The organism is Caulobacter sp. GW821-FHT11E11 (assembly GCF_058808315.1).
Genome location: NZ_JBXARO010000001.1, coordinates 130,775 through 146,035 on the forward strand (window position 1 = coordinate 130,775; position 15,261 = coordinate 146,035).

The 15,261-nt window shown below is 69.2% G+C and carries 15 protein-coding genes; 6 read left to right on the forward strand and 9 right to left on the reverse strand.

Features of this window, described 5'->3' with window-relative positions:
- Positions 1 to 78 precede the first annotated feature (78 nt).
- Positions 79 to 1,809 carry an ATP-binding protein gene (locus AC1RR5_RS00615; protein WP_492919168.1) on the forward strand — a complete coding sequence of 577 codons (1,731 nt, stop codon included), beginning with the start codon at positions 79 to 81 and terminating at the stop codon, positions 1,807 to 1,809.
- On the opposite strand, the gene AC1RR5_RS00620 is transcribed toward AC1RR5_RS00615, so the two are convergent.
- The 4 genes from AC1RR5_RS00620 to AC1RR5_RS00635 all read right to left on the reverse strand — a co-directional run bounded on the left by AC1RR5_RS00620 (position 1,761) and on the right by AC1RR5_RS00635 (position 5,602).
- Entirely contained in the window at positions 1,761 to 2,216 is a 456-nt protein-coding gene (locus AC1RR5_RS00620) for a very short patch repair endonuclease (RefSeq protein ID WP_492919169.1), read from the reverse strand. The two genes, AC1RR5_RS00615 and AC1RR5_RS00620, sit on opposite strands and share 49 nt — an antisense overlap.
- Entirely contained in the window at positions 2,213 to 3,499 is a 1,287-nt protein-coding gene (locus AC1RR5_RS00625; protein ID WP_492919786.1) for an FAD-dependent oxidoreductase, read from the reverse strand. The genes AC1RR5_RS00620 and AC1RR5_RS00625 overlap by 4 nt, the downstream gene beginning before the upstream one ends.
- Positions 3,418 to 4,404 (reverse strand): cysteine synthase A, encoded by a 987-nt coding sequence (gene cysK, locus AC1RR5_RS00630; protein WP_492919170.1) that lies wholly within the window; start codon positions 4,402 to 4,404, stop codon positions 3,418 to 3,420. Before cysK ends, AC1RR5_RS00625 begins: the two co-directional genes overlap by 82 nt.
- Before the next feature lie 73 nt (positions 4,405 to 4,477).
- Entirely contained in the window at positions 4,478 to 5,602 is a 1,125-nt protein-coding gene (locus AC1RR5_RS00635) for a DNA cytosine methyltransferase (RefSeq protein WP_492919171.1), read from the reverse strand.
- A gap of 47 nt (positions 5,603 to 5,649) precedes the next feature.
- On the opposite strand from AC1RR5_RS00635, the gene AC1RR5_RS00640 reads away from it, so the two are divergent.
- A complete protein-coding gene (locus AC1RR5_RS00640; RefSeq protein WP_492919172.1) occupies positions 5,650 to 6,087 on the forward strand; it encodes a COG3650 family protein in 438 nt (145 codons plus the stop codon).
- Here AC1RR5_RS00640 and AC1RR5_RS00645 read toward each other — a convergent pair.
- From AC1RR5_RS00645 to AC1RR5_RS00660, 4 genes are all read right to left on the reverse strand, one after another.
- Positions 6,084 to 7,361: a serine hydrolase domain-containing protein gene (locus tag AC1RR5_RS00645; protein WP_492919173.1), complete on the reverse strand. Its 1,278-nt coding sequence runs from the start codon at positions 7,359 to 7,361 to the stop codon at positions 6,084 to 6,086. The genes AC1RR5_RS00640 and AC1RR5_RS00645 overlap by 4 nt on opposite strands.
- Positions 7,362 to 7,437: 76 nt before the next feature.
- Positions 7,438 to 8,499, reverse strand: a complete 1,062-nt coding sequence (rfbB, locus tag AC1RR5_RS00650; protein ID WP_492919174.1) for a dTDP-glucose 4,6-dehydratase — start codon at positions 8,497 to 8,499, stop codon at positions 7,438 to 7,440.
- Between the two features lie 118 nt (positions 8,500 to 8,617).
- Complete coding sequence (gene purU, locus AC1RR5_RS00655; protein WP_492919175.1) at positions 8,618 to 9,460, reverse strand: formyltetrahydrofolate deformylase; 843 nt, start codon at positions 9,458 to 9,460, stop codon at positions 8,618 to 8,620.
- Between the two features lie 90 nt (positions 9,461 to 9,550).
- On the reverse strand, positions 9,551 to 10,198 hold the full coding sequence (locus tag AC1RR5_RS00660; protein WP_492919176.1) for a glutathione S-transferase family protein: 648 nt from the start codon (positions 10,196 to 10,198) through the stop codon (positions 9,551 to 9,553).
- A gap of 99 nt (positions 10,199 to 10,297) precedes the next feature.
- Here AC1RR5_RS00660 and argE point away from each other — a divergent pair, with 99 nt between their 5' ends.
- Complete coding sequence (gene argE / locus AC1RR5_RS00665; protein WP_492919177.1) at positions 10,298 to 11,479, forward strand: acetylornithine deacetylase; 1,182 nt, start codon at positions 10,298 to 10,300, stop codon at positions 11,477 to 11,479.
- On the opposite strand, the gene AC1RR5_RS00670 is transcribed toward argE, so the two are convergent.
- The gene (locus AC1RR5_RS00670) at positions 11,439 to 12,479 is read right to left on the reverse strand and encodes a glycosyltransferase family 2 protein (protein WP_492919178.1); all 1,041 of its coding nucleotides are present in this window, start codon (positions 12,477 to 12,479) and stop codon (positions 11,439 to 11,441) included. The genes argE and AC1RR5_RS00670 overlap by 41 nt on opposite strands.
- 32 nt (positions 12,480 to 12,511) lie before the next feature.
- Between AC1RR5_RS00670 and rfbC the strand changes: the two genes are divergently transcribed.
- The 3 genes from rfbC to AC1RR5_RS00685 all read left to right on the forward strand — a co-directional run bounded on the left by rfbC (position 12,512) and on the right by AC1RR5_RS00685 (position 15,258).
- Positions 12,512 to 13,075, forward strand: coding sequence for a dTDP-4-dehydrorhamnose 3,5-epimerase (rfbC, locus tag AC1RR5_RS00675; RefSeq protein ID WP_492919179.1), 564 nt, complete (start codon positions 12,512 to 12,514; stop codon positions 13,073 to 13,075).
- Positions 13,075 to 13,977 carry an alpha/beta fold hydrolase gene (locus tag AC1RR5_RS00680; RefSeq protein WP_492919787.1) on the forward strand — a complete coding sequence of 301 codons (903 nt, stop codon included), beginning with the start codon at positions 13,075 to 13,077 and terminating at the stop codon, positions 13,975 to 13,977. The genes rfbC and AC1RR5_RS00680 overlap by 1 nt, the downstream gene beginning before the upstream one ends.
- A gap of 78 nt (positions 13,978 to 14,055) precedes the next feature.
- Positions 14,056 to 15,258, forward strand: a complete 1,203-nt coding sequence (locus tag AC1RR5_RS00685; protein WP_492919180.1) for a threonine ammonia-lyase — start codon at positions 14,056 to 14,058, stop codon at positions 15,256 to 15,258.
- Positions 15,259 to 15,261 lie beyond the last annotated feature (3 nt).

Genomic DNA, 15,261 nt, shown 5'->3' on the forward strand with positions numbered 1-15,261 from the left:
TCTTTCAATTCCATCTAGCCCATCGCGGCTAGCCTGGTCGTGATGGGGACCGGGGGGTCTCAGGGGGCAAGGGCGTCCATGATCGGGACTGGGGTGCAGAAGGATGTGGCTCGCGCCGCCTCAGGGCGCGCGAACACCTATCTGCGTATGGGCGCCACCCTGGCCATCGCCCTGTTGCTGCAGGTCTATCTGCATCCGGCCTGGGGTTGGCTGTGGGCCCTGACCTACACGGTCTGCTACGGCTTCGAGACCTGGGTGCGGCGTCCGTCGGAGACCGCGCCGACGTGGCGACGCGTAGCCGCCGTCGTCGCGCCGTTCATCACCTCGGCGGCGTTCGGCGCCGTGTCGATGGCGCTGTTCGCCTCGCACATCCGTTTCGCCCCCACCCTGGGCGGCATGCTGCTGGCCGGCGCCCTGCTGAACGTCGTGGTCGTCAATGCCGGCAACCGCCTGGCCACCCTGATGGCCGCCGCCCCGCACGCCCTTTACCTGCTGGTCGCGCCGTTCGTGGCCAAGGCCGCCAATCCCGGCGCCAACCTGGCCGACGTCCTGTGGTTCGGCGCCCTGCTGATGATCATCTCGGTCACCGTCGCCAGCCGCACCCTCAACACCGCCCTGAAGGCCGAGGCCGACGCCAAGGCCGAGGCCGAGCGTCGCCGCCACGAAGCCGAGGAAGCCGTGGCCGCCAAGTCGGCCTTCGTGGCCATGATCAGCCACGAGCTGCGCACCCCGATCAGCGCCATCCTGGCCGGCGCGGCCCGCCTGCACAGCGAGGTCCCCGAGGCCAGCTCCAAGATCCACGCCCAGCTGATCGCCGACGCCGGCGGCCTGATGCGCACCCTGCTGAACGACCTGCTGGACCTCTCGCGCCTGGACGCCGGCCGGATGACGGTCGAGCAGTCGGCCTTCAACCTGCGCCAGGCCCTGTCGGACACCCTGCGCCTGTGGCGGCCCGAGATCGCCCGCAAGGGACTGAAGCTGCGCATCAAGGGCGCGGCCAGCTTGCCTCGCTGGGTGGCCGGCGACGCCATGCGGCTGAAGCAGGTGCTGAACAACCTGCTCAGCAACGCCATCAAGTTCACCGATCGGGGCGAGATCACCGTCGTTCTGCACGCCCAGGCCTCGCCCGATCAAGTCTTGCTCTCGATCGAGGTGATCGACACCGGCCCCGGCATCCCCGAGGCCGCCCTGCCGCGCCTGTTCACGCCGTTCGACCAGCTGAACGCCGCCGTCGTGCGCCAGCATGGCGGTTCGGGCCTGGGCCTGGCGATCAGCCGCGAGCTGGCCCGCCTGATGGGCGGCGACCTGACCGCCGCCAGCGCGCCCGGTCATGGGGCTCACTTCACCCTGACCGCCACCTTCGAGACCGCCGAAGCGCCGCGCGCCGAGGAGGAAGGCCGCTCGATCACGGGCCTGCGGGTGCTGGTGGTCGACGACCATGTGGTCAACCGCCGGGCCATCGAGCTGGTGCTCCAGCCGTTCGGCGTCGACGCCACCCTGGCCGAGTCCGGCGAGGAAGCGCTGGAGCTGCTGAATGCCGAGGTCTTCGACGCGGTGCTGATGGACGTCTACATGCCTGGCATGGACGGCCGCGAAGCCACTCGCATCCTGCGCGCTGGCGCCGGTCCCAATCGCGATACGCCGGTGATCGCCGTCACCGCCTCGGCCACGCCCAAGGACTGGGACGCCTGCATGGCCGCCGGCATGAACGGCCACGTGGCCAAGCCGATCGATCCGGTCGAGCTGTTCAGCGCCCTGGCTCAGGTGCTGGCGGTCGACGTGTCCGCATCCGACGAAGCCGCCGCCTGATCCAGCACGGCCTTGAGGCGCGCCGTCAGGGCCGCCTCGTCTTTCAGGTCGCACTCCCAGATGACTTCCACGCGCCAGCCGGCCGCCTCCAGCGCCGCCACTGAGCGTTCGTCGCGAGCGACGTTGCGGGCCACCTTGGCCAGCCAGTAGTCGCGGTTGTTCTTCGGGACCCGCGAGCCGCGCGCGCAGTCGTGACCGTGCCAGAAGCAGCCGTGGACGAAGAAGGCCAGCTTGCGGCCCGGCATGACCAGGTCCGGATTGCCCGGCAGGTCCTTGCGATGCAGGCGGTAGCGCGCGCCCAGGCCCGTCAGGATCCGGCGCAGGGCCTTTTCGGGCGTGGTGTCCTTGCTCTTCACGGCGGCCATGACGGCCGAACGCTTGGCCTTGTCATAGACGTCGGTGGTCAAGGCCGCGTCTCCGGTGGGAAGCGGCCCAGGCGCAACGTCCCGGTCAGCAGCAGCACGCCCAGCTGCTTGAGGCCTGGCCAGCGCGACATCGGGGTGAAGAACCAGTCCCTCATGCAAGGCCAGAACGCGCCGTGGGCCTGGAAGAGCGGTGTCAGGGCCTTGGAGACCAACTGATAGATGCCGGTGTGCCGCCGCCGCTGATCCTGCCAGGCGCGGACGGCGACGGCGGTCGGGCGATGATCACGATCGAGGCGGCCGGCCAGCTCGACGGCGTCGACCAGAGCCAGGTTCGCGCCCTGCCCCAGCTGCGGGCTCGTGCCGTGGGCCGCATCGCCGATCAGCACGCAGGCCTCGCGGTTCCAGCGCCCCACAGAGACGTCGCGATAGAGGGCGCGCGAGAAGCCTTCCCAGGCCTCGCGCCCGTCCAGCAGGGCGGCGACCTCGGGCCACAGCGATCCGAGCCGATCGCGCCGCCACGTCTCGAAGTCGCTGGCCAGGAACGCGTCCAGGTCCTTGACCGGCGTCGACCAGAAGATGGCGACCTGGTCGGTCTCGCCCTCCCCGCCCCGGCCAACCGGCAACACGCCGGTCATCACCTCGGCGCGGTGGTAGACCTGCCGCAAGGCTCCGGCGAAACGGCCCTCGGGATCGCTCGCATTGGTCCAGACTGCGCCCCACGGATAGACCGGAGCTCTGGCGCCAGGCCGGATCGCCGTGCGCAGGGTCGAGGCCGAGCCGTCGCCGATGATCGCCAGGTCAAACGGCCCGAAGCTGCGACCCTGCTGGTCGTGCAGGATGGGCTTGGCCGGGTTCTCGATCCTGACGACACGCGCGTCGGTGACGATCTCGACGCCCGCCGGCGCCAGCTGGTCATGCAGGGTGTCGAACAGCACGGCACGGTGGATGCCGACGCCATGGGCGCCCGGCCGCCAGTCGCCGTAGTCCAGGTCCATGACCCGGCGGCCGCGCGTGTCCTTGCCTTCCAGCTTGTCGACGCGCGCGCCGGCCTCACGGATCGTTTCATCCAGGCCCAGGGCTTTCAGCGCCGCCAGGCCCGTGGGCTGCAGCAGCAGGCCCGAGCCCAGCGGCCGCGGAGCGGCGAAGGCCTCCAGCAGGGTGACCCGGTGTCCGCGACGCGCCAGGGCGAGCGCGGCGGCCATGCCGCCGACGCCGCACCCGACGACGCCTACGCGAAGGGGGCTCAGAGGCCCTCGAACAGGGCCGTGGACAGGTAGCGCTCGGCGAAGCTGGGGATGATCGCCACGATCAGCTTGCCGGCATATTCGTCACGCAAGGCCAGGTCGAAGGCGGCGGTCAGGGCCGCGCCCGAGCTGATGCCGACCGGCAGGCCTTCGGTGGCCGCCGCGCGACGGGCCATGGCGAAGCTGTCGTCATTGCTGACCTGGACGATGTCGTCGATCACCGAGCGGTCGAGGATGCCCGGCACGAAGCCGGCCCCGATGCCCTGGATCTTGTGCGGGCCGGGCGCGCCGCCCGACAGCACCGGCGAGGCCTCCGGCTCGACCGCGACCATCTTTAGGCTGGGCTTGCGGGCCTTCAGCACCTGGCCGACGCCGCTGATCGTGCCGCCGGTGCCGACACCCGAGACCACGGCGTCCACGGCGCCGGCCGTGTCGTTCCAGATCTCCTCGGCGGTCGAGACGCGGTGGATCAGCGGGTTGGCGCCGTTCTCGAACTGCTGCGGCATCACCGAACCCGGCGTCGCGTCGATCAGTTCCTGGGCGCGCGAGACGGCCCCGCGCATGCCCTTCTCGGCCGGTGTCAGCTCCAGCTTGGCGCCGAGCAGCAGCAGCATCTTGCGGCGCTCGATCGACATGCTTTCCGGCATGACCAGGATCAGCTTGTAGCCCTTGGCGGCGGCCACGAAGGCCAGGGCGATGCCGGTATTGCCCGAGGTCGGCTCGATGATCGTCGCGCCGGGCTTCAACAGGCCCTTGGCCTCCAGCGCCTCGATCATGGCCACGCCGATGCGGTCCTTGACCGAACCGATCGGGTTGAAGAATTCGAGCTTGGCGACGACCTCGCCCTTGGGCTTCAGCTCGGCGGTCAGGCGCGGCAGGCGGACGATCGGGGTGTCGCCGATCGTGTCGATGATCGAGTCGTAGATCTTGCCGCGACCGGCGCGCTTGAAGCGCGAAGCGTCATAGAGGGAGGAAGCGTCGTCCATCGGAGGCACCCTGGAGCCATGGGTTGCGGGAAGCGGGCGCACACTAGCCCTCCAAAACCCAGCTGTCAGGGGGTCATTCGGCGGCGAGGCTTGCAGTTTTGCTAATCAGCAGCGGCTCCAGCAGGGTTTGCGCCAGCCAGCGCACGGCCGGGACCGCCACGCCATCGCCGATCACCTGCAGGCCCGCCGTCTGCGAGCGCGGCAGCCGGTAGCTGTCGGGCAGGCCCATCAGGCGCGCCCCCTCGCGAGGCGTGACCAGGCGCGAGCGGACCTGACCGTCCTCGATGACCAGCAAGGTCTGGCGCGAGGAGCCGCCGCGCGGGGTGCGGAGGCACCCGGCGACGCCGTCAAAGCGCACCTCGGCCCGCTGGTCGCCGCCGCGCATCCGGCGGAAGACGGCGCCGACCGCGCGTTCGCCCGACTTGATGCGGCGCTCGACCGCCTCGCGGTGGCTGTCGGCCATCAGGGCCAGCAGGGCGTCGGTGCGGTCCTGCGGGTTCCAGGCCACGGCGTCGTCGGGCTCGAGCACGACGGCCAGGTCGGTGTTGCGGGCCGGCGGCGCGGGCGCGCCCCACCAGATCCAGCGCTCCTTCAGGTCGTCGGGGAGGCGGGCGGCGGCCTCGCGCACGGCGCGGCTATGGAAGCCGCTGGTCCCTTCCAGGCCCTCGGTCGGCAGGCGGGTGGCGACCACGAACACGCGGGGTCGCGACTGCGGGACGAAGGCGCTGGCGTCGATCTCCAGCGCCCCGAAGCGGTAGCCTTCTTCCGACAGCGCGCCGCACAGGGCGGTGAAGTCGTCGCCGTGGTGCGAGGTCAGCAGGCCGACGACGTTCTCGATGACGATCACCGGCGGGGCGCGGCCCTCGGCCGACATCGCCTTGATCAAGGTCCAAAAACCAAAGAAGGCCGATGACTTGCCGCCCGCCAGGCCCGCTCGGGCGCCGGCCAGGCTGAAGTCCTGGCAGGGGCTGGACGCCCAGGCCAGATCGGCGGTTGGGATCGCGTCCGCCTTCAGGGCGAAGACGTCACCGGCGTGGAAGTGCGTCTCGGCGTCGGCAAAGTTGGCGCGATAGGTGTCCGCCTTCACCGCGTCGAAGTCGTTGGCGAACGCGCAGGTCCAGGCCTCGCCCAGGCCGATGCGGGCCATGCCGCCGCCGGCGAAGAACTCAAGGAAGGAGGGAGAAGCGTTCCGATTCATCGCCGCAGAGTCTAGCCTCACCGGACCTGGAGGGGATAGTCAAAGACATGCGTACCGTCGTCCTGATCGCCGCCGCCCTGTTGATAACGGCCTGTGGCCAGTCGCCCATGGGCTCGGCCGAGGAGGCGCCGCCGCCGGCCGATGCGCCGATCACCGTCGGCCCGGACTATTCCGGCGACTTCGACGCGGTCGGGACCGAGCCGTTCTGGAACGTGAAGGTGCGCAGCGAGGGCATGACCCTGGCCCGTCCCGACCATCCGGACGTGGTCACCGGCAATTCCGGCGTGCGCATCGACGGCGAGCAGGGCGTGTTCGACGCCACGGCCGGCGAGCAGCGGCTCGTCCTGCGCCTGACGCCCGGCGAGTGCTCGGACGGCATGTCGGACCGCCGTTACGGCTACCTGGCCGAGGTCTGGATCGACGGCGAGACCCTGCGGGGCTGCGCCTCGAAGACCCAAGACCTGGCTACCCAACCCAAACCCTAGTCGCCCTTGGGGCCCAGATAGTCCTTCCCGTACACGGCGTCGCGGAAGTCGTGGTGCAGCGTGCCGTCGAACGGGTAGGTCTGGACGAAGAACACCGCCGTCAGGTGATTGACCGGGTCGACCCAGAACAGGGTGGTCTCGCGGCCGTCCCAGAAGAATTCGCCGATCGCGCCGCGGTTCTCGGCCGCCGTCTGGGGCTGGCTCTTACGGACCGTGAAGTCGAAGCCGAAGCCGACCGTGCCCTTGCTGGGCAGCCAGAGGCGCTGGGTGACGCGGGGGTCGAGATGGTCGGTGGCCATCAGGCGCACGGTCGAGGGTTTCAGGATCCGCACCCCGTCCAGCTCGCCCTCGTTCAACAGCATGCGCGAGAAGCGGGCGTAGTCGTCGATCGGGGCCACGATGCCGGCCCCGCCCATGGTCAGGCGACGGGCGGGATCGAAGTTCAGGCGGCGGGTCTCGGCGTCGGCCTGGCGCGCCAGCTTGCCGTCGGGGCCCTTGTTATAGGTGGCGGCCAGCCGGGCGAAGGCGGCCTCGGGCTGGGTCCAGGCCGCTTCCTTCATGCCCAGCGGCTCGAGGATGTGAGCCTTCACATAGGCTTCGAACGGCTGGCCGGTCAGCTTCTCGACCAGTAGGGCCTGGACGTCGACGGCGGCGCTGTAGCTCCACTGCTCGCCCGGATCGAACAGCAGCGGCGCCTTGGCGATGCGGCGGCCGAACTCGGTCAGGTCGTTGGCCTGGTTCATCGGGTCCAGCGCCGTGAAGGCCGCGTCGGCCGGGGTGGCGGTCCCGCCGTACGAGAAGCCGGCCGTGTGGCGCAGGATGTCGCGGATCAGGATCGGCCGGGCCGCCGGACGCGTCTGGCCCTGGGCGTCCATCACCTTCATGTCGGCGAAGTCGGGCAGGTAGCGCGACAGCGGGTCGTCCAGGCCAAACTTGCCCTGCTCCCACAGCTGCATGAGGGCAACGCCGGTGACCGGCTTGGTCATTGAGAAGATCTGCACCAGCGTGTCGCGGCGCATCGGCTTGCCGCCTTCGCGGTCGGCCATGCCGGCGGTCCCGAAATAGCGCTCCTGGCCGTCCTTCCAGACCACCGCCGAGACCCCGACGGCGCGACCGCTGTCGACCATGGCCTTCAGGGCCGCGTCGATGCGTTTCTTGTCGATCTTGACGGGGGCGGGAGCTTCAGCGGCCGAGGCCGGACGCGCCAGGGCGGGAGCGGCCGGCACAGCCAGCAGCGTCGCCGCGACGGCGGCGAGGATGATCTTCTTGGACACGGGAGCCTCCCCAACGCTTTTCTTGGACTGTCGCTTACGGCGCGTCCGTTTGCCAGGGCGTCGAGGTCGTAGACGGCTACTTCAGGCCCAGGCGCTGACCGTCGTAGCGTTCGCGCAGCGGCGCCCACCAGGCCTCGTTGTCGAGGTACCACTGGATGGTCTTGCGCAGGCCGGTGTCGAAGGTCTCCTGCGCCCGCCAGCCCAGCTCGGTCTCCAGCTTGGTGGCGTCGATGGCGTAGCGGGCGTCGTGGCCCGGACGGTCGGTGACGAAGGTGATCAGCTCGCGACGGCTCTGGCCGGCGATCGGGCGCAGTTCGTCGAGGATGTCGCAGATCGTCTCGACCACCTGCAGGTTGGTGCGCTCGTTGCGGCCGCCGACATTGTAGCTCTCGCCCGGCACGCCTCGGCTGGCGATCAGGTGCAGGGCGCGGGCGTGGTCCTCGACATGCAGCCAGTCGCGGACATTGTCGCCCTTGCCGTAGACCGGCAGCGGCTTGCCCTCCAGGGCATTGAGCGTGACCAGCGGGATCAGCTTCTCGGGGAAGTGATACGGGCCGTAGTTGTTCGAGCAGTTCGAGACCACCACCGGCAGGCCGTAGGTGTGATGCCAGGCGCGGGCCAGGTGGTCGGACGAGGCCTTGGACGCCGAATAGGGCGAACGCGGATCGTAGGGCGTGGTCTCGGAGAACAGGCCCTCGGCCCCCAGGCTGCCGAACACTTCGTCGGTCGAGATGTGATGGAAGCGGAAGGCCTCCTTCTCGGCGCCCTCCAGCGTGCGCCAGTGCTCCAGCGCCGCCTGCAGCATCACGTATGTGCCGACGATGTTGGTCTGCACGAAGTCGCCGGGGCCGGTGATCGAGCGGTCGACGTGGCTCTCGGCGGCCAGGTGCATGACCACGTTGGGGCGGAAGGCCTCGATCGTGGCCGAGACGGCGGCCGCGTCGGCGACGTCGCCCTGCACGAACTGGTAGTCGGCCTTGCCCGCCAGCATGGCCAAGCTGGCCGGCGAGGCGGCATAGGTCAGCTTGTCGAAGTTGAGGATCGCGACATCGTTCTGGCCGGCCAGATGGCGACACACGGCCGAGCCGATGAAGCCCGACCCGCCGGTCACCATCACGCGGAGATTCTGCTGCGACATGCGCTGGTTAGCCTCGGGCTGAGCGAGCGCGTTAGGCGAAAGTGTGAGCGGTTTCGCCGCCGAACGCGCGTCAAAAAGATGAGCCGGGTCCGTATCCAGTTTTTAGTGTACGCGCAACTTAGTCGGTGAAAACCACCGTCTTGCGGCCGTTCAGCAGCACGCGGTCTTCCAGGCGATACCGCAGGGCGCGGGCCAGGACGCGGCGCTCGATGTCGCGGCCCTTGCGGACCAGGTCGTCCGGCGTGTCGCGGTGGCTGATGCGCTCGACGTCCTGCTCGATGATCGGACCTTCATCCAGGTCGCCGGTCACGTAGTGAGCCGAGGCGCCGATCAGCTTCACACCGCGCGCATGGGCCTGGTGATAGGGCTTGGCGCCCTTGAAACCCGGCAGGAACGAGTGGTGGATGTTGATGCAGCGGCCCTGCAGCTTGGCCGACAGGCCGTCCGACAGCACCTGCATGTAGCGGGCGAGGACGACGATGTCGGTCTTGGTCTCCTGGATCAGCTTCCAGAGATCGGCTTCCTGTTCGAACTTGGTCTCCTTGGTCACCGGCATGTGGTGGAAAGGCAGGCCCGACAGGTCGATGTGTTCGTAGGTCTCGGCCGGGTGGTTGGAGACCACGCCGGCGATGTCCATCGGCAGCTCGCCGATGCGCCAGCGGTAGACCAGGTCGGCCAGGCAGTGGTCGAACTTGCTGGCCAGCAGCAGCACGCGATAGCGCTCGGCGCGGTCGCGCAGCGTCCACTTCATCTTCAGGGCGTCGCCCAGGGTCCCGAACTCGCCGCGCAAGGCGACGCGGTCCGCGCCATCGGCGTCGAACACCACCCGCATGAAGAACTGACCGGTCTCCTGGTCGTCGAACTGCTGGGCGTCGAGGATGTTGCAGCCGCGCTCGAAGAGGAAGGCGGACACCTTGGCGACGATGCCGCGCTGGTCGGGGCAGGAGAGGGTCAGGATCATGGTCCGCTCCCTCTAGAGAACTGTATCGCCGAAGAAAAGCGGCAGACCGCGTCGGGCGAGGCCGATTTTCCTCTGGCGTACGGAGTTTTCCTAAACCTTGGGCACGTCCATGCCTCGCTGGACGGCCGGGCGATCGCCCACCGCCTGCACCCAGGCCTCGACGGCGGGAACGCCCGGCTCGCGGTCGGGCTCGGCCTTTGCCAGGGCCGCCAGGATGGCCTTCGTCCAGGCGTAGCTGGCGATGTCGGCGATCGAGAAGTGCTCGCCGGCCAGCCAGGGATGGTCGTTCAGCCGCCGATCCATCACGCCCAGCAGGCGCGTGACCTCCTCGCCGAAGCGGTTGATGGCGAGCGGCGACTTCTCCTCGGCGCGCAGGGCGAAATAGTTGTACTGGCCGGCCATCGGGCCCAAGCCCCCGACCTGCCAGAAGGTCCATTCCAGGGCGGCCCAGCGCTCGGGACCGCTCGGGGCCAGCAGCTTGCCGGTCTTCTCGGCCAGATAGACCAGGATCGCGCCGCTCTCGAACACCTTCTGCGGACCGCCCCCATGGACGCCTTGCGCGTCGTGGTCGACGATGGCGGGGATCTTGTTGTTGGGCGAGATGGCCAGGAAATGTGGGTCGAACTGCTCGTCCTTGCCGATGTTCACCGGATTGACCCGATAGGGCAGGCCGACCTCCTCCAGCATGATCGAGGCCTTGCGGCCGTTGGGCGTGGTCCAGGTGTAGAGATCGATCACGGTCCGGCTCCTGCTCACTTTGGGATCAACAACGCATGGGACCACGATCTTGCTGCGGTTGGGTAGGCGGCGCAGTGAGAACGGGTCTAGGCTTGGATCATGGTTTCTTCCTCCGAAGTCTTGTCTGATCGTGCGATCGACATCCTGGCCAAGCTGGTGGCGTTCGACACCACCTCGCGCCGGTCGAACCTGGAGTTGATCCAGTGGGTCGAGCAGTACCTGGCTCATCTGGATGTCCCGACCCGCCGCGTGCCGAACGCCGACGGGACCAAGTCCAACCTGATGGCCACCATCGGCCCGGCGGTCGAGGGCGGGATCGTGCTCTCCGGCCATACCGACGTGGTGCCGGTCGACGGCCAGCCGTGGTCCAGCGATCCGTGGGTGCTGACCGAGCGGGAGGGGCGGCTCTACGGCCGCGGGACCTGCGACATGAAGGGCTTCCTGGCCCTGGCGCTGGCCGCCGCGCCGGACCTGGCCCAGGCCACCCTGTCCAAGCCGGTGCACCTGGCCTTCTCCTATGACGAGGAAGTCGGCTGCCTGGGCGCGCCCGACATGATCGCGGTCATCGCCACCGAGGTCCCCCGCCCAGCCCTCGTGGTGGTTGGCGAACCCACCGACATGGTCGCCGTGCGCGGCCACAAGGGCATCGCGACCTTCACGGTGACTGTCACCGGCCGCGAGGCCCATTCCAGCCTCACGCACCTGGGCGTCTCGGCCAATACGGCCGCGATCAAGCTGATGGCCATGCTGGTCGAGCTGTCGGAAAAGCTGGAGCGCGAGGCCGATCCGGCCTCGCCGTTCATGCCCAAGGGCGCGACCCTGACCGTCGGCATGGTCCATGGCGGCACGGCCGGGAACATCCTGGCCCGCGAGTGCAAGTTCCTGTTCGACCTGCGTACGCCGGGCAAGATGGATCCGATGGCGCTGTTGGCCGACTTCTTCGCGGCGGCCGAGGCGATGGACGCCGAGATCAAGGCCAAGGCCCCGGAAGGCGGCGTCAAGGTCGAGCGCCGCTCGCTGACCCCGGCCTTCGCGCCCGAGGAGGACGGGGTCGCCGAGGCCTTCGCCCGCAAGCTGGCCGGCGACAACGGTCCGGCGCGGGTGGTGCCCTATGCCGCCGAGGCCGGGCAGTTCCAGGGCGCGGGCTTCTCGACCGTCATCTGTGGTCCCGGCTCGATCGACCAGGCCCACCAGCCCGACGAATATGTCGAGATCAGCCAGATGCAGCGCGGCGCGGCCTTCATGCGCCGGCTGATCGAGGACCTTTCCAGCGCCGGATGACGAACCGCCGGCCGATAAAGGCTGCCGGATCGATCGACATCACCCGCAGGATCGCGCCGGGCGAGACCTTGCGCTTGGCCTGGATCGCGCGGCGGTCGGCCATGACCTGGTCCAGCTCCTCGCGTTTCAGCGCCGCCTTGATGCCCCGGATCGCCGGAGCCACGTCGCCGCGCCGCCAGTGCAGCAGCAGCAGGCCCGCCGTCACCGCCACGTGCAGCGGCAGGGTGACCGGCAGCAGCCAGCCGGGCGTGTTCTTCAAGAAGGTCCAGACCCGGTTGCGCGAGCCGTGGAAGATCGAGAAGTCAGACCGCACGCCGGTGCTCGCCGAGCCGACGTGGGCGACCTTGGCCTTGGGCAAGAGCAGGGTCGGATAGTCGTAGAGCCGCAGCCGATAGCCCAGGTCGACGTCCTCGCAGTAGCAGAAATAGCGCTCGTCGAAGCCGCCGACATCGAGGAACAGCGCCCGGTCGATCAGCATCGCCGCGCCGCAGGCCGAGAACACCTCGCCCTCGGGCAGGACCGCCGGTTCCTTGCGGCCATACCCGCCTCTGAACGGTATGCCCGCGCTGGTGACATTGTCGCCGGCCCCGTCCAGCAGGCCGGGCCGATCGGCCGACAGCTGCAGGGAGGCGAAGCTCTTCACGGTCGGGTGGCGCTCGACCCCGGCCATCAGTTCAGCCAGCCATTCGGGCTCGGCATAGGCGTCGGGGTTGAGCAGGACCAGCCAACGCCCCTTGGCCCGGCGGGCCGCGAAGTTGTTGCCGGCCGCGAAGCCCAGGTTCGCGCCCGCCTCGACGAAATCGACCCGCGGATGGGCCTTGGCCGCCGCCTGCGGGGCGCCGTCGGTCGAGGCGTTGTCGATCAGGATGGTCTCGAAGTCGCGGAAGGTCTGGGCCGCCAGCCGTTCCAGGCACGGCTCAAGCGTCGGACCGCTCTGGTAAGAGACGATGATCACCGTCACCGCCGGCGCGGGGTTGTTTTCGGTCGCTTCAGCCGGCATCGGTGGCGGGTTCGTTTCTCAAGGTACGCGTCATGAAGATCACGCCGCTGGCGATCCCCGAAGTGCTGCTTATCACGCCCGCGCGGCATGGCGATGAGCGTGGCTGGTTTTCCGAGACCTTCCGCCAGGCGGCGCTGGAGGAGGCTGGATTTAAGGCCGCTTTCGTCCAGGACAACCATGTGCGGTCCACGACGCAAGGTATCCAGCGCGGCCTGCACTACCAGAAGCCGCCCCACGCCCAGGACAAGCTGTTGCGCTGCGTGGTCGGATCGATCTTCGACGTCGCGGTCGATATCCGCAAAGGCTCGCCGACCTATGGCCAATGGGTCGGGGCCGAGCTGTCGGCCGAGAACCGCCAGCAGCTGCTGGTCCCCAAGGGCTTCGCCCACGGCTACGTCACCCTGACCGACGCCTGCGAGGTGCTCTACAAGGTCACCGACTACTACGCGCCGGCCGCCGAGGGCGCGGTGCGCTGGAGCGACCCGGCGGTCGGCATCGACTGGCCGATCCCGGTCGCCGAGATCACCGCCAACGACCGCGACAACGCCGCCCCGCTGCTGAGCGAGATCGACTCGCCCTTCACCTACGAGGCCTGATCATGAGCTTCACCGACTTCTTCTGGACCTCGCACGAAGGCCTGCCGCTGCACGCGCGGGATTATGCCCCTGTGGGCGAGGCCCGGAAGCTGCCGGTGATCTGCATCCACGGCCTGACCCGCAACGCCCGCGACTTCGAGGACCTGGCGCCGCGCATCGCCGCTACGGGCCGCAGGGTGCTGGCTGTCGACGTGCGTGGCCGGGGCCTGTCGGCGCGCGATCCGAACCCGATGAACTACCATCCAGGGACCTACGCCGCCGACGTCGTCTCGCTGCTCCAGGCGGCCGGGATCGAGAAGGCGGTGTTCGTCGGCACCAGCATGGGCGGGCTGATCACCATGGTGCTGACCTCGATCGTGCCCCAGGCGATCGCGGCGGCCGTGCTGAACGATGTCGGCCCCGAGCTGTCGCCCGTCGGCCTGGCTCGCATCGCCGGCTACACCGGTATGGCCAGCCGGTTCGAGACCTGGGACGCCGCCGTCGCCTACGCCAAGGCCATCAACGAAGCGGCCTTCCCGAGCTACGGCCCCGAGGACTGGGACGTCTTCGCCCGCCGGCTGTTCGACGAGAAGGACGGGGGTTTCGTCCTGGCCTACGACCCCGACATCTCGGCCCCGATCAAGGCGGCGGCGGAAGCGGCGTCCAAATCCCAGGCCGAAGGCGGCGCGGCCCTCGCCCCGCCGGACATGTATCCGCTGTTCCGCGCCCTGGCGAAGGACCGTCCGCTACTGCTGGTGCGCGGCGGCATCTCCGACCTGATCGACCCCGCCATCGCCGAGCGCATGCGGGCCGCCGCGCCCGACATGGCCTATGCCGAGGTCCCCGGCGTCGGCCACGCGCCGATGCTGACCGAGCCGCAGGCCTGGGCCGCCATAGAAAACCTGCTGGAGACCGCGCCCTAAAGGGGTGTGCCCGGATGGTCGCGCCGTGCTAGAGGCCCGGCCACGGCTCGTTTCTCGCCGCGACAGAGTGCTGACCCGATGACCCTCGACCTCGCCGCCATCCAAGCCGCCGCCGGCCGCCTGAAGGGTCAGATCGAGCGCACGCCCTGCCGCCACTCCAAGACGCTGTCGAAGATCACCGGCGCCGAGGTGTGGGTGAAGTTCGAGAACCTGCAGTTCACCGCCGCCTACAAGGAGCGCGGCGCGCTGAACAAGCTGATGCTGCTCTCGGAAGCCGAGAAGAAGCAGGGCGTCATCGCCGCCAGCGCCGGCAACCACGCCCAGGGCCTGGCCTATCACGGCGCCCGCCTGGGCGTGCCCGTCACCATCGTCATGCCCCGCACCACGCCGTTCGTGAAGGTGCAGCACACCCGCGATTTCGGCGCGACCGTGATCATCGAGGGCGAGACCTATGACGACGCCAACACCCACGCCCGCAAGCTGCGCGACGAGCAGGGCCTGACCTTCGTCCACCCGTTCGACGACTACGACATCATGGCCGGCCAGGGCACGATCGCCCTGGAGATGCTGGAAGACGCGCCGGACCTGGAGATCCTGCCGGTGCCGATCGGCGGCGGCGGCCTGATCAGCGGCGTAGCCACGGCGGCCAAGGCGCTGAAGCCCGACATCCGCATCATCGGCTGCGAGCCGGCCATGTACCCGTCCTTCACCGCCAAGATGCGCGGCGTCGCCGCTCACTGCGGCGGCCAGACCATTGCTGAAGGTGTCGCGGTCAAGCAGGTCGGCGAGCTGACCTATGGCGTCGTCCGCCCGCTGATCGACGACGTGCTGCTGCTGGAAGAGCCGCACCTGGAACAGGCCGTCTCGCTGTACTGCAATGTCGAGAAGACCATCGCCGAGGGCGCCGGCGCGGCCTCGCTGGCGGCGCTGCTGGCCTATCCGGAACGCTTCCGGGGCAAGAAGTGCGGCTTGATCCTGTGCGGCGGCAATATCGACACCCGCCTGCTGGCCTCGGTGCTGACCCGCGAACTGGTCCGCGCCCAGCGCCTGGCCTCCCTTCGGATCATCGGCGACGACCGTCCGGGCCTGCTGTCGACCGTGGCCAGCGTGATCGGGGCCATGGGCGCCAACATCATCGAGGTCAACCACAACCGCCTGGCCCTGGACGTCCCGGCCAAGGGCGCGGAGTTCGACATCACCATCGAAACCCGCGACGCTCAGCACACCCAGGACGTCATGCAGGCCCTGCGCGAGAGCGGTTACCCGCCCCGCGTGGTCTAAACC